Source organism: Streptomyces sp. NPDC008079 (genome assembly GCF_042957385.1).
Lineage (GTDB): Bacteria > Actinomycetota > Actinomycetes > Streptomycetales > Streptomycetaceae > Actinacidiphila.
The window spans coordinates 294236-308315 of record NZ_JBIBIC010000002.1; the positions used below are offsets into that span (position 1 = coordinate 294236).

General features: G+C 70.9%; 12 protein-coding genes. 8 read left to right on the plus strand and 4 right to left on the minus strand.

Annotated features, from left to right (window positions below; translation table 11 throughout):
- Positions 1-83: 83 nt before the first annotated feature.
- From ACFZAM_RS08320 to ACFZAM_RS08330, 3 genes are all read left to right on the plus strand, one after another.
- Positions 84-722 (plus strand): cell division protein SepF, encoded by a 639-nt coding sequence (locus ACFZAM_RS08320; protein ID WP_188282131.1) that lies wholly within the window; start codon positions 84-86, stop codon positions 720-722.
- A 63-nt stretch (positions 723-785) separates the two neighbouring features.
- Positions 786-1073, plus strand: a complete 288-nt coding sequence (locus ACFZAM_RS08325) for a YggT family protein (RefSeq protein WP_355334104.1) — start codon at positions 786-788, stop codon at positions 1071-1073.
- A gap of 46 nt (positions 1074-1119) precedes the next feature.
- Entirely contained in the window at positions 1120-2289 is a 1170-nt protein-coding gene (locus tag ACFZAM_RS08330; RefSeq protein ID WP_391043975.1) for a DivIVA domain-containing protein, read from the plus strand.
- Positions 2290-2413: 124 nt separating this feature from the next.
- On the opposite strand, the gene ileS is transcribed toward ACFZAM_RS08330, so the two are convergent.
- Positions 2414-5581: an isoleucine--tRNA ligase gene (gene ileS, locus ACFZAM_RS08335; protein WP_391043978.1), complete on the minus strand. Its 3168-nt coding sequence runs from the start codon at positions 5579-5581 to the stop codon at positions 2414-2416.
- A 582-nt stretch (positions 5582-6163) separates the two neighbouring features.
- Here ileS and ACFZAM_RS08340 point away from each other — a divergent pair.
- From ACFZAM_RS08340 to ACFZAM_RS08355, 4 genes are all read left to right on the plus strand, one after another.
- A complete protein-coding gene (locus ACFZAM_RS08340; RefSeq protein ID WP_391043980.1) occupies positions 6164-7021 on the plus strand; it encodes a TraR/DksA C4-type zinc finger protein in 858 nt (285 codons plus the stop codon).
- Between the two features lie 104 nt (positions 7022-7125).
- Positions 7126-7797: a signal peptidase II gene (gene lspA / locus ACFZAM_RS08345; RefSeq protein ID WP_391043983.1), complete on the plus strand. Its 672-nt coding sequence runs from the start codon at positions 7126-7128 to the stop codon at positions 7795-7797.
- Between the two features lie 67 nt (positions 7798-7864).
- A complete protein-coding gene (locus ACFZAM_RS08350) occupies positions 7865-8806 on the plus strand; it encodes an RluA family pseudouridine synthase (protein WP_355334093.1) in 942 nt (313 codons plus the stop codon).
- 78 nt (positions 8807-8884) lie between these two features.
- Complete coding sequence (locus tag ACFZAM_RS08355) at positions 8885-10474, plus strand: Na+/H+ antiporter (RefSeq protein WP_355334089.1); 1590 nt, start codon at positions 8885-8887, stop codon at positions 10472-10474.
- 67 nt (positions 10475-10541) lie between these two features.
- On the opposite strand, the gene ACFZAM_RS08360 is transcribed toward ACFZAM_RS08355, so the two are convergent.
- A complete protein-coding gene (locus ACFZAM_RS08360) occupies positions 10542-11648 on the minus strand; it encodes a mechanosensitive ion channel domain-containing protein (protein WP_391044271.1) in 1107 nt (368 codons plus the stop codon).
- Between the two features lie 42 nt (positions 11649-11690).
- Between ACFZAM_RS08360 and ACFZAM_RS08365 the strand changes: the two genes are divergently transcribed.
- Entirely contained in the window at positions 11691-12344 is a 654-nt protein-coding gene (locus ACFZAM_RS08365; protein WP_355334701.1) for a dienelactone hydrolase family protein, read from the plus strand.
- Positions 12345-12440: 96 nt separating this feature from the next.
- Here ACFZAM_RS08365 and ACFZAM_RS08370 read toward each other — a convergent pair whose 3' ends face one another.
- Together ACFZAM_RS08370 and ACFZAM_RS08375 are read right to left on the minus strand one after the other, a co-directional pair.
- Complete coding sequence (locus ACFZAM_RS08370; protein ID WP_355334086.1) at positions 12441-13223, minus strand: thioredoxin domain-containing protein; 783 nt, start codon at positions 13221-13223, stop codon at positions 12441-12443.
- A 55-nt stretch (positions 13224-13278) separates the two neighbouring features.
- The gene (locus ACFZAM_RS08375; protein WP_355334084.1) at positions 13279-13974 is read right to left on the minus strand and encodes a hypothetical protein; all 696 of its coding nucleotides are present in this window, start codon (positions 13972-13974) and stop codon (positions 13279-13281) included.
- Between the last annotated feature and the right edge of the window lie 106 nt (positions 13975-14080).

Here is a 14080-nt window from a genome sequence, read left to right on the forward strand (position 1 = left end):
AAGTCGGACCACAGCATAAATATGGTGTGGCGGCCGTCCGAGCGGCGGCCGAGGACCGCAACCCCGCTGAGAGGACGCAGAGCATGGCCGGCGCGATGCGCAAGATGGCGGTCTACCTCGGCCTCGTGGAGGACGACGGATACGACGGGCCGGGATTTGACCCCGACGACGAGTTCGAGCCCGAGATGGCCGCTCCGCCCGCAGCACGGGCCAGCGCCGACCCCGAGCGTGCCCCTCGCCGTCAGCAGCAGGTCAGCCAGCACGTACCGCAGCACGTACCACAGAGCCAGCACCAGTCGTCGCAGGACGAACCGGCGCGTCTCGTACACGCCCCGGCGCCCCGTGAACCGCGGATCGCCCCCGTGGCGTCCATCACACCCGAACGTCACAGCCTGGAGAAGAACGCACCGGTGATCATGCCCAAGGTCGTGTCAGAGCGAGAGCCGTACCGGATCACGACACTGCACCCCCGGACCTACAACGAAGCCCGTACCATCGGGGAACACTTCCGCGAGGGAACGCCGGTGATCATGAATCTGACGGAGATGGACGACACGGACGCGAAGCGTCTTGTCGACTTCGCCGCCGGCCTGGTCTTCGGTCTTCACGGAAGCATCGAGCGGGTGACGCAGAAGGTGTTCCTCCTGTCGCCTGCTAACGTCGATGTCACGGCGGAGGACAAAGCCCGGATCGCCGAGGGCGGGTTCTTCAACCAGAGCTGAACGAGACGCAACCGCAGGGACCCGGCCACCGGGCCGAAGACGAGCAGGGGAGAGGGAAGCGCGATGAGTGTCGCACTCCAGGTGCTGTACATCGCGCTGTACTGCTTCCTGTTTGTGCTGATCTTCCGATTGGTGATGGATTACGTCTTCCAGTTCGCCCGTTCATGGCACCCTGGGAAGGCGATGGTGGTGGTCCTGGAGGGCACCTACACTGTCACCGATCCGCCACTCAAGCTCTTGCGGCGGTTCATCCCGCCGCTACGTCTCGGGGGCGTGGCGCTCGACCTGTCCTTCTTCGTATTGATGATCATCGTGTACATCCTGATCTCCGTCGTGGGGAACTTGATGTGAACGGTGCGGGCTCCCGATATGTCGACGATCACGTTGAGGTGAAGAGATGCCGCTGACCCCCGAGGACGTTCGGAACAAGCAGTTCACGACCGTCCGCCTCCGAGAGGGCTATGACGAGGATGAGGTCGACGCCTTCCTCGACGAGGTGGAGGCGGAGCTGACTCGATTGCTCCGCGAAAACGAGGACTTGCGCGCCAAACTGGCCGCGGCCACCCGTGCCGCCGCCCAGAACCAGCAACAGGGCATGCGCAAGCCCGAACAGCAGGACCGGCCGGTGCCCGCTGCCATATCCGGTCCGCAGCCGGTGCCGCAGCAGCAGATGGGTCCGCCGCAGCAGCAGGGCGGTATGCCGCAGTTGCCGCCCGGCCCCAGCGCCCAGCAGCAGCACGGGCCCGGCCCGATGCAGCAGCAGATGGGGCACCCCATGCAGCAGCAGGGGCCTGGTCCGATGGGCCAGCACCCGATGCAGCAGCAGGGACCCGGCCCCATGGGCCAGCACCCGATGCAGCAGCAACAGCAGCAGCACCACCCGATGCAGCAGCAGGGACCCGGTGGCGACAGCGCCGCCCGTGTGCTCTCGCTCGCGCAGCAGACGGCGGACCAGGCCATCGCGGAAGCGCGTTCCGAGGCCAACAAGATCGTCGGCGAGGCCCGCAGCCGCGCCGAGGGCCTGGAGCGGGACGCCCGCGCCAAGGCGGACGCTCTTGAGCGGGACGCCCAGGAGAAGCACCGCGTCGCGATGGGCTCCCTGGAGTCCGCCCGCGCCACGTTGGAGCGCAAGGTCGAGGACCTGCGCGGCTTCGAGCGCGAGTACCGCACGCGTCTGAAGTCCTACCTGGAGTCCCAGCTCCGTCAGCTCGAGAACCAGGCCGACGACTCGCTGGCTCCGCCGCGTACCACCCCCGCGGCTCCCTCCCTCCCGGCCGCGTCCACCATGGGCGGCTCGATGGGCGGATCCATGGGCAACGGCGGTATGGGCAACGGCATGGCACCGGCAGGCGCGGGCGCCGGTATGGGACACGCGGGCTCCGCGCCGTCCTACGGCGGTCAGGGCATGGGCGGCGGTCACACCCCCGGCCCGACGTACGGCGGCCAGCAGCAGATGTCTCCTGCCATGACCCAGCCGATGGCACCGGTACGGCCGCAGGCGCCGCAGCCGATGCAGCAGGCACCGACGCCGATGCGCGGTTTCCTGATCGACGAGGACGACAACTGACCTAGCGGTCGGCTGGACCCGCACCACACAGGGCCGGGCCCCCGGGGAATCCTTTTTCCCCGCGGGGCCCGGCCCTGTTCTGTGCGACGACCACCGTGCGAAGGGGACTTCGCCCCTACGCGGCTCAGCTCTTGCGCAGGTGGAAGGTCAGGGCCAGGGACTCGTCCGTGAACGCCGGGCCGAAGGAGGCATCGGCCGACGCGTCGGTGAAGCTGTCCGCCAGGACCTCCTCGGAGATGAGCGAGGCGTGGGCGGACAGGGCCGTCGAGACGTCGGGCTCGGCCGTGGCCCAGCGGACGTGAATCCGGTCGGCCACGTCGAAGCCGGAGGTCTTGCGGGCCTCCTGGATCAGCCGGATGGCGTCGCGGGCGAGCCCGGCCAGGCGGAGTTCGGGAGTGATCTCCAGGTCGAGCGCGACCGTGCCGCCGGAGTCGGAGGCGACCGACCACCCTTCGCGCGGGGTCTCGGTGATGATGACCTCTTCAGGAGCGAGCGCGACCTCCTCGCCGTCCACGACCACCGAGGCCGTACCGCCGTCGCGCAGCGCCGCCGACAGGGCCGCCGCGTCGGCGGCGGCGACCGCGGCCGCCACGGCCTGGACGCCCTTGCCGAAACGCTTGCCCAGCGCGCGGAAGTTGGCCTTGGCCGTGGTGTCGACCAGCGACCCGCCGACCTCGGACAGCGACGCCAGGGAGCTGACGTTCAACTCCTCGGTGATCTGCGCCCGCAGCTCGGCCGAGAGCCCCTCGAAGCCCGCGGCGGCGACCAGCGCGCGCGACAGCGGCTGACGCGTCTTGACACCGGACTCCGCGCGCGTGGCACGGCCCAGCTCGACCAGCCGCCGTACGAGCAGCATCCGCTCCGACAGGGCCGGGTCGACGTGCCGCTCGTCCACGACGGGCCAGGACGAGAGGTGGACGGAGTCGGGGGCACCGGGGACCACCGGCACCACCAGGTCCTGCCAGACCCGCTCGGTGATGAACGGCACCAGCGGGGCCATCAGCCGCGTCACGGTCTCCACCACGTCGTGCAGGGTGCGCAGCGCGGCCGGGTCGCCCTGCCAGAAGCGGCGCCGCGAACGGCGCACGTACCAGTTCGACAGGTCGTCCACGAAGGCCGACAGCAGCTTGCCCGCGCGCTGGGTGTCGTACGACTCCAGCGCGTCGGTCACCTCGCGCACCAGCACGTTCCGCTCGCCGACCAGCCAGCGGTCGAGCAGCGGGCGGTCCTCGACGGCCGGGTCGGCCGCCGAGGGGGCCCAGCCGGACGTACGGGCGTACAGCGCCTGGAAGGCGACCGTGTTCCAGTACGTGAGCAGCGTCTTACGGACGACCTCCTGGATCGTGCCGTGGCCGACCCGGCGGGCCGCCCACGGGGAGCCGCCGGCCGCCATGAACCAGCGCACCGCGTCCGCGCCGTGCTGGTCCATGAGCGGGATCGGCTGGAGGATGTTGCCCAGGTGCTTGGACATCTTGCGGCCGTCCTCGGCGAGGATGTGGCCGAGGCAGACCACGTTCTCGTAACTCGACCTGTCGAAGACGAGCGTGCCGATGGCCATCAGCGTGTAGAACCAGCCGCGGGTCTGGTCGATCGCCTCCGCGATGAACTGCGCCGGGTACGTGCGCTCGAAGACCTCCTTGTTGTGGAACGGGTAGCCCCACTGCGCGAACGGCATCGAACCCGAGTCGTACCAGGCGTCGATCACCTCGGGGACGCGGGTCGCGGTGCCGCCGCAGGACGGGCAGCCGAAGGTGACGGCGTCGATGTACGGGCGGTGCGGGTCGAGCCCGGACTGGTCGGTGCCGGTCAGTTCGCCGAGTTCGGCCAGCGAGCCGACACAGGTCAGATGGCCGTCCTCGCAGCGCCAGATCGGCAGCGGCGTACCCCAGTAGCGGTTGCGCGACAACGCCCAGTCGACGTTGTTCTTCAGCCAGTCGCCGAAGCGGCCGTGCTTGACCGAGTCCGGGTGCCAGTTGGTCTTCTCGTTCTCCCGCAGCAGGGCGTCCTTGACCGCGGTGGTCCTGATGTACCAGGACGGCTGCGCGTAGTAGAGCAGCGCGGTGTGGCAGCGCCAGCAGTGCGGGTAGCTGTGCTCGTACGGCAGGTGCCGGAACAGCCGTCCCGAAGCGTGGAGTTCGGCGACCAGCGCCTCATCGGCCTTCTTGAAGAAGACCCCGCCGACCAGGGGCACGTCCGGCTCGAAGGTGCCGTCGCGGCGCACCGGGTTGACCACCGGAAGGCCGTACGCGCGGCAGGCCTTGAGGTCGTCCTCACCGAAGGCGGGGGACTGGTGGACCAGGCCCGTGCCGTCCTCGGTGGTGACGTACTCGGCGTTCACCACATAGTGCGCGTCCGGGATCTCGACGAGGTCGAACGGCCGCTGATACGTCCAGCGTTCCATCTCGCGGCCGGTGAAGGACTGCCCGGTCGCCGTCCAGCCCTCGCCCAGCGCCTTGCCGAGCAGCGGCTCGGCGACGACCAGCTTCTCGGTGCCGTCGGTGGCGACGACGTACGTCACGTCGGGGTGCGCGGCGACGGCGGTGTTGGAGACCAGCGTCCAGGGCGTGGTCGTCCACACCAGCAGCGCGGCCTCGCCCGCCAGCGGGCCGCCGGTCAGCGGGAAGCGGACGAAGACCGACGGGTCGACGACCGTCTCGTAGCCCTGGGCCAGTTCGTGGTCGGACAGGCCGGTCTGGTCCTTGGGGCACCAGGGCGCCACCCGGTAGTCCTGGACCAGCAGGCCCTTGTCGAAGATCTGCTTGAGCGACCACCACACGGACTGGACGTACTCCGGGTCCATCGTCCGGTAGGCGTTGTCGAGGTCGACCCAGTAGCCCATGCGCGTGGTCAGGTCGGTGAAGGCGTCGGTGTACCGGGTCACCGACTCGCGGCACTTCGCGTTGAACTCCGCGACGCCGTAGTCCTCGATGTCCTGCTTGGTGGTGAAGCCCAGTTCCTTCTCCACCGCCAGCTCGACCGGCAGCCCGTGGCAGTCCCAGCCGGCCTTGCGGGTCACGTGGTGGCCCTGCATGGTCTTGAAGCGCGGGAAGACGTCCTTGAAGACGCGGGCCTCGATGTGGTGGGCGCCGGGCATGCCGTTGGCGGTCGGCGGGCCCTCGTAGAAGACCCAGTCGGGCAGTCCGCGGCTCTGCTCGACGGAACGGGCGAAGGTCTTCCGCTCGCTCCAGAGGTCGAGCACCTCGTGTTCGAGGGCGGGCAGGTCGACCTGGGCGGGCACCGGCCGGTACTGCGGCGGCTGCGGCTGTCCCTGCGCGGTCTGGTGGTCGCTCATCGGTGGTTTCCTCCGGCGGACACTGGTGCGTACTCCGTCGAAGGGACGAGAGCGAGCGCTCCCGCGGTACCACCCTCCTTGGCGGTGGAGGCGCCCCGCACACGGGGAACCCACCGCCCCCTCATTGGGGCAGCGACGCCGGTTCTACTCGCCCGGGGGCCTTGAGGGGCCTCCCGCGGGCTTTCTTCCGGCGGCTCCGGGGTGATCTTCGCACCGCGCACACCCCCGGGCTTCCACCGTCCCCGGGTCGCTCATGGCTGCGTGCGGCGCTACTCGTCCCATCCACGCCTTTCGCTGCGCTCAGTGTACGGCGCTGGGAGCGGCCCGGCCGAACGGTTTACCGGGGCCGCCCACTGACCCGAATGGCCTGCTCCGCGCGCCCCGACGGCGACTGTCACGGATCGTTACCGCCAGGTACCGGAATACCTGGCGGTGAGCTGGGCACAACGGATGCAGACCTGCCCGCCCTCCGGGGCGGACCGGTCGGCCAGGCAGCGCGCCCCGTTGCCGCGGGTCCGGAGCCGATTTACCGTTTCCGGCACGATTCGCGAACAAGATCACGGATGTGAAGGGGTCGCGGCCATGGTCGTGAAGAAAAGGGGACGGCCTGCGGCCGGCTCCGACCATCCCGGTGTGACCGGGGCGTCCGTGGCGCCTGCCCGCGGGCCCGCGGCGGCGAGGAAGTCCGTGCGTACGGTCACGGTCGCCATCGATGCGGAGGAGGGCGACGCGGCCGAGGAGGCACCGCGGAAGAAGGCGGCTGCCAAGAAGGCCTCGGCCAAGAAGGCAGCCAAGAAGACGGCGGCGAAGAAGGCAGCGGCGAAGAAGACGGCAGCCAGGGAAACGGCTCCGGCAGGGAAGGCCGCCGCCGCGAAGGCGCCGGCGAAGAAGACGGCCGCGAAGAAGGCGGCGGCCGAAAAGGCGGCGACGGGCCGTACGGCGAAGAAGACGGGAGCCGGCAAGGTGGCAGCGAAGAAGACCGCGGCGGGTACGGCCGCGACCACGGGGGCCGCGTCCGCGGTGCCCGCCGCCCGCACCGCGGGCCCCGGCGGCCTGGCCGTCCTCCCCGGTGAGGACCCGTGGACGCCGGAAGAGGTCGAGGAGGCCCGCGCCGAGCTGCTGGGCGAGGTCCAGCGGCTCACGGAGGGCATCAGCTCCTCGGAGGCGGCCGTGGCGGGCCTGCTGCGCGACTCGGGCGACGGCGCGGGTGACGACGAGGCCGACACCGGCACCAAGAACATCACCCGCGAGTACGAGATGGCGCTGGCCGCCAACACCCGCGAGATGCTGGCGCAGACCAGGCACGCCCTGGAACGGCTGGACGAGGGCACGTACGGCCTCTGCGAGTCCTGCGGCAATCCGATCGGCAAGGCCCGCATGCAGGCGTTCCCGCGGGCCACGCTGTGCCTGGACTGCAAGCAGAAGCAGGAGCGGCGCTGAGGGCTCCGCCCGCGGACGGCCCCGGTCGTACGGGTGTGCCGTACCCTCGTCATCAGTCAGGATTCGGCCTGGCGGGCACGGAGCACAAAGGCTGAGGGACTCACGTGACGGAAGCGGAGCGCACCATCACCACGCCGGAGGAGACGCCGGACGCGACGCCTGACGGCGGGACGGGCGTCGAGGAGCCGGGCGTCGCCGAGCCGTCGGAGCAGGCCGCTCCGGCGGCGGACGGGACGGAAGGCGCGGCGCGGGGCGACGAGCCCGCCGGGCCGCAGGCCGTCTCGCGGCGGCGCCGCCGGATCGTCACCCTGATCGGGGTGGCGGCGCTGGCGTACCTCCTCGACCTGCTCTCCAAGATCTGGGTGGTCACCAGCCTGGAGAACCACGAGCCGGTCAACGTCTTCGGCCACTACCTGCGGCTGGACGCGATCCGGAACGCCGGGGCGGCCTTCGGCATGGGGCAGGGCATGACGATCGTCTTCACGATGATCGCGGCCGGTGTCATCGTGGTGATCGCCCGGCTCTCCCGCCGTCTGCACAGCCTGCCGTGGGCCGTCGCGCTCGGCCTGCTCCTCGGCGGCGCCTTCGGCAACCTCACCGACCGCGTCTTCCGCGCTCCCGGCGGCTTCCAGGGCCGGGTGGTGGACTTCATCGCGCCCGAGCACTTCGCCGTCTTCAACCTCGCCGACTCCGCCATCTGCTGCGGCGGCGCCCTGATCGTCCTGCTCTCCTTCCGCGGCGTCGACCCGGACGGCACCGTCCACCGCGAGGACTGACTCCCGCAGGAGGCGCCCGGTCCCGCGCTGGTACGGCCGGGGGCGGCGGGTCCGGCATACTCGTGTGGTGAGTACCGTTCCGGAAATCCGTTCCCTGCCCGTGCCCGACGGCCTCGAGGGCGAGCGTGTCGACGCCGCCATCGCCCGGATGTTCGGCTTCTCGCGGACGAAGGCCGCGGAGCTGGCGGCGGCGGGCAAGGTGTCGATCGACGGGTCGGCCGCGGGGAAGTCCGAGCGGGTGCACGGCGGGGCGTGGCTGGAGGTCGAGATGCCCGAGGCCGCCGCCCCGGTGCGGATCGTCGCGGAGCCGGTCGAGGGCATGGAGATCGTCCACGACGACGAGGACATCGTCGTCGTCCTCAAGCCGGTCGGCGTCGCCGCCCACCCGAGCCCCGGCTGGACCGGCACCACCGTGATCGGCGGCCTCGCCGCCGCCGGATACCGGATCTCCACCTCGGGGGCCGCCGAGCGCCAGGGCATCGTGCACCGGCTCGACGTGGGCACCTCCGGCCTGATGGTGGTCGCCAAGTCCGAGCGGGCGTACACCCTGCTCAAGGCGCAGTTCAGGGACCGCGTCGTGGACAAGCGCTACCACGCTCTGGTGCAGGGCCACCCGGACCCGATGAGCGGCACGATCGACGCGCCGATCGGCCGTCACCCCCACCACGACTACAAGTGGGCGGTCGTCGCCGACGGCAAGGCGTCCGTGACGCACTACGACCTCATCGAGGCGTTCCGCTCCGCCAGCCTGCTGGACATCAAGCTGGAGACCGGCCGCACCCACCAGATCCGGGTGCACATGTCCGCGCACCGCCACCCCTGCGTCGGCGACATCACCTACGGCGCCGACCCGACGCTCGCCAAGCGCCTGGGCCTGACCCGGCAGTGGCTGCACGCCAAGCAGTTGGGCTTCGAACACCCCTCGGACGGGCGCTGGGTGGAGTTCAGCAGCGAGTACCCGGACGACCTCCGGCACGCGCTCGACGTGATCCGCGCCGACAGCGAGTAGCCGTATCGGGGCCGGTGAAAGGCACGGCGGGGCGGCCGCGGGTCCGGCGGCGCGGAGCCGGTGTGGCATCGTGACGCCGTGGATCAGCTCGCTCTCTTCTTCTTCCTCATGCTCGCGGCCATCGTCATGGTGCCGCTCAGCGACCGGATCGGGCTGCCCTCGCCGGTCCTGATGACGCTGCTCGGCGGGGTCCTCGCGCTGCTCCCGCAGGTGCCCAACGTCCAGATCGACCCCGATCTGATCCTGCCGCTGGTGCTGCCCCCGCTGCTCTACGCGTCCGTACAGCGCACCTCCTGGCGGCAGTTCGCCGCGAACCGGCGGGCGATCTTCCTGCTCGCGGTCGCGCTGGTCTTCGTCACCACGGCCGCGGTGGCGGCGGTCGCCGACGCGGTCGTGCCGGAGATCACGCTGGCCGGGGCCTTCGCGCTCGGCGCGCTCGTGGCGCCGCCCGACCCGGTGGCCGCCACGGCCGTCGCGGGCAGCCTCGGACTGCCCCGCCGCATGATCTCCATCCTGGAGGGCGAGGGGCTGTTCAACGACGTCACCGCGATCGTGCTGTACCACGTGGCCGTCGCGGCGGCGCTGTCCGGCAACTTCTCCGCGCCCCACGCGGCCCTGGAACTCGTGCTGTCCGCCGTGGTCGCGATCGCGGTCGGCCTGGCCCTCGGCTGGGGCGCCAACAAGCTGATGGGCGTCGTCGGCGACCCCACCTTGCAGATCGGCCTGTCACTGCTGGTGCCCTTCGCCTCCTACGCGCTGGCCGAGGAGTTCGGCGGCTCCGGGGTCCTGGCCGTGCTCACCACCGCGCTGTTCCTGGCCGAATACGCCTTCGAGGCCGACGACGTGACGGCCCGTCTAGCGGGCAACACCTTCTGGGAGATCGTCGACACCCTCGTCACCGGCATCGCCTTCGGCCTGATCGGCCTCGAACTGCACAATGTGTTCCGGGTCGGCGCGGGCGACTGGGGCCCGATGGTGCGGCACGCCGCCATAGTGGTCGCAGTGGTCATCGGCGTGCGGCTGCTGTATCTGCTGCCCGCGACCTGGGCGGCGCGCAAGATGCACAAGCTGCGCGACCTGGACGAGGACATCCCGATGAGCTGGCGCGAGAGCGTCATCATGTGGTGGTCCGGGATGCGCGGGGTGGCGTCCGTCGCGCTGGCCCTGGCCATCCCGCTGACCACCGACAGCGGCGACGGCTTCCCGGCCCGCACGGAGATCTTGTTCATCGCCTTCGCGGTGGTGCTCAGCACCCTGGTGCTCCAGGGGCTGACGCTGCCGTGGCTGGTGAAACGGCTCGGGGTGCGCAGCGACATCGACGCCGAGCACGACCTGGAGAAGATGCTGGCGCTGCGGGCCATGACGGCCGCCAAGGCGCGGCTGCGCGACATCGAGTCCGTCGAGCCGCTGAGCGACGACCTGTCGGAGCTGCTGCACCGCCGCGCCTTCGACCTCGGCGCGCGGATCTGCCCGGACATCGTGGACGACGAGCGGCGCGAGAGCCACGCCAAGCGCGTCAAGCGGCTCAAGTCGGTGCGCCGCATCCAGGACGAGATGATGTCCGCCGCCCGGCACGAGGTGCTGTCGGCGCGCAGCGAGGCGGGGTACGACCCGGAGGTCGTCGACCGGGTGCTGCGCCAGCTCGACCTGCGCTCGATGCGCGGCTGACAGGTGAGAGCCTCTCACTGCCGTAACGCCCCGCAGCGCGAGGGCCCCGTGGGGGCGTAAGAGCCTCTTACCTGGTGCCCGGTCCCGGGCCCAGGTCGCCCGATTCCGGCGCCGGGGCCGCCTCCCGGCCCGGGTCCTGCTCCTGGCCGGGCGCGGGCGCGGTGCTGAGCCGGGGCAGCGCGTACGGGTGCTCGCAGCGCAGCCAGTCGATCAGCTGCTCGCGGACGATGCAGCGCAGGTTGAAGATGTCGTCCGAGTCCTTCGCGGTGGCCAGCGCCCTGACCTGGATCGTGGTCGGGGTGGAGTCGATCACGACGAGCCCCCATGCCCTGCGGTCCCACTCCGCGCAGCTCTCCAGGATCTCCAGCAGCCGCTTGCGCATCAGCGCCACCGGCGCCGAGTGGTCCAGGTGCAGAAGGACGGTGCCGGTCATCCGCGGGTCGCCGCGCGACCAGTTCTCGAACGGATTGCTGGTGAAGTACGACACCGGCATCGTGATCCGCCGCTCGTCCCAGGTGCGCACGCTCAGGAAGGTGAGGGTGATCTCCTCGACCACACCCCACTGGCCCTCCACGACCACGGTGTCGCCGATCCGCACCATGTCGCCGAAGGCGATCTGGAGACCGGCGAAGAGATTCGCGAGCGTGGACTGGGCGGCCACACCGGCGACGATGCCGATGATGCCCGCGGAGGCCAGCACCGACGCCCCGACCGTCCGCATCGCGGGGAAGGTGAAGAGCATCGACGCGACGACGATGACCGTCACGATCGCGGTGAACACCCGCTGGATCAGCGTGAGCTGGGTGCGCAGGCGGCGGATCTTGGGCACGTCGTGGCTGACCGCGACATAGCGCGCGTACGAGGAGTCGATGACCGCGGCGGCGACCCGTACCACCAGCCAGCCCGACGCGGCGATCAGCACCAGCACGAGGAACTGGCCGACGGCCTCCGCGTGGTCCTTCGACAGATGGGCGGACCGGTAGCCGCCGCGCAGTATGGCGGTGCAGATCACCACCTGGAGGGGTATGCCGCAGCGGCGCAGCAGATGCCACAGCGGGGTCTCCGGGTGCCGGCCGTCCACCTTGCGCAGGGAGCGGTCGACGGTCCACCCCACGACCAGCGAGACCCCGACCGCCACACAGACGACGAGAACCGGGCGCAGCGCGCTGTCCATCACCATCCCGCGTCCACCTCGGCTTTCTTGTAGGAAACCCGGATCATCGGGTCTTCGTATCGCGGCGCTCCGCCCAAGGAGGGTAGCTGGCACCATGGTCGCGTACCGAACCCGAACAAAGGCAGCACTGTGACGATCGTCCTGTTCCACTCCGTCTACGGACCGCGTCCCGCCGTGCACGCCGCCGCCGACCGGCTGCGGGCGGCCGGGCACGAGGTCGTCGTTCCCGATCTGTACGACGGCCGGGTCGTGGACACCGTCGAGGCGGGACGGGCGATCCGCGAGGAGATCGGCAACGAGGAGCTGCTGCGCCGGGCGGTCCTCGCGGCGGCGCCGTACTCCGAGCGGGAGCTGGTCTACGCGGGCTTCTCGCTCGGCGGGGCCCTCGCGCAGACCGTGGCGCTCGGCGACGAGAAGGCGCGCGGGCTGCTGCTCCTGCACGGCACCTCGGACATCGCCGACGACGCGGCCACCGACATCCCCGTACAGCTCCATGTCGCCGACCCCGACCCCTTCGAGCCGGAGGACTGGCTGAACTCCTGGTACCTGGGGATGCGCAAGGCCGGCGCCGACGTCGAGGTGCACCGCTACCGGGGCGCCGGCCACCTCTACACCGACCCCGACCTGCCGGACCACGACGCCGAGGCCGCCGAGAAGACCTGGGCGGTCGCGCTGGACTTCCTGGCCGGGCTGTAGGACCGCGGGGCCGCAGGAGACCGGGCCGCGCGAAACGGCGGGAGCCGGTCCCGTACGCGTACGGGACCGGCTCCCGCCGTTCGGAGCGGTGTGCCGCTACTTCAGGGCCGCCGTGATCTGGTCCATCACGCCGTCGGCGGTCAGCGCCTTGCCGTTGAGCCTGATGGTCGGCGTGGACTTGATGCCCGCCGCGTTGAACGCGTCGGAGGAGTCCAGCGCCCACTTGTCGTAGGTGCCCTCCTTGACCGCGGTCTGGAACGCGGCGTTGTCCTTGAGCGCCGGGACCAACTGCGCCAGCTTGATCATGTTGGCGTCGTCCGCGAACAGGTCGGGGCCGGACTCCTCCGGGTGGTGGTCCTTGGAGTAGAGCAGCGTGTGGTACGCCTCGAAGGCGTCCAGGCTCACGTTGGCCGCCGCGCCGACCGCGCTCAGCGCGTTCTTGGAGCCGGTGCCGCCGAGGTTGCCGTCCAGGAACGTGCCGAAGTGGTACGTGATCTTGTACTTGCCGTCCTTGGCGCCCTTGAGGACGTCCGCGCCCGAGGTCTGCTCGAACTGCGCGCACGCCGGGCAGCGCAGGTCCTCGAACAGGTCGAGGTTGTTCTTGTTCTTCGGGTCGCCGACCACGATGGTCGAGCCGTTGGTGCCCGAGGTGTTCGCGGGCTTGACCAGCTTGTCCTTCTTGGCCGACTCCCAGTAGCTGGGCTTGTTCGCCGCGTTGACCGCGACGGCGACACCGCCCGCGATGGCCAGCACCGCGACGACGCCGACGCCGACGAATATCTGGCGGCGGACCTTCGCCCGCTTCGCCTCGCGCTCGCGCTCCGCGCGCAGCCGCTCGCGGGCGGCCTGCTTGCTGGCCTTGCTGTTCCTGCTGCTCATGGGGGATCTCCGTGATGACGCGTGGTGGTATGAGAGGAAAGTGCCGGTACGACGGTCAGACTGCGACCGCGACGGGCGGACCACGGCGTACGACGGAGTGCAGCAGCGGGCGCGCGGCGAGCGGGCCCGCCGAGGCGCGGGCGGCCGGGCGGAACCGGCGCGGCGGCACCGCGAGCCCGGTGCGGGCGGCCACGGCCAGCAGCAGCGGCCGGAAGGCGGCGGCGGCCATCACGCGCAGCACCCGGTGCAGCGCGGCCTCACCGCGCCGCAGCCACCAGGACGCGACCAGGCCGACGGTCACATGGACGGCCAGCAGCAGCCACGGCAGCGCGGTGGACGGCATCTGCGCCGCGGCGGCGCCGCCCGGCACCGCGGACAGCCCCTGGCCGCCGACCTGGCCGCCGTTGCACAGGAACGTCTCGTGGAACGACCACCACGAACCGGTCACCGGGCCGCCCGCGGGCCCGTAACAGGCCTGCTGGCCCGCGGTGAAGACGGTGTCGACGGCCAGTTCCAGCGGGACCATCAGGCCCGCGATCGGCCAGAAGCCGCGCTCGTGCCGGCCGCCGAGCAGATACGCCAGCGCGAAGACACCGCCGAACGCGCCGCCGACCACGGTCAGCGGCAGCGGGGTGTGCGACATCAGCACATGGGAGGTGGAGGAGAGGGTGACGCACAGCGCGGCGAAAAGGGCAGCGCGCAGCGCCCTCAGCCTCGGCCGTATGTCCTCCATGGCGACAGAGTGTGCCATGCGCGAGCGTATGTGTGACCTAAAGGCGGGTAACGGATGGGACTACAGAGGGCGGCCGGCACGCGGCGGACTCCTCCGGCGGACCGGCGCGGGTGGCGGTACGGGT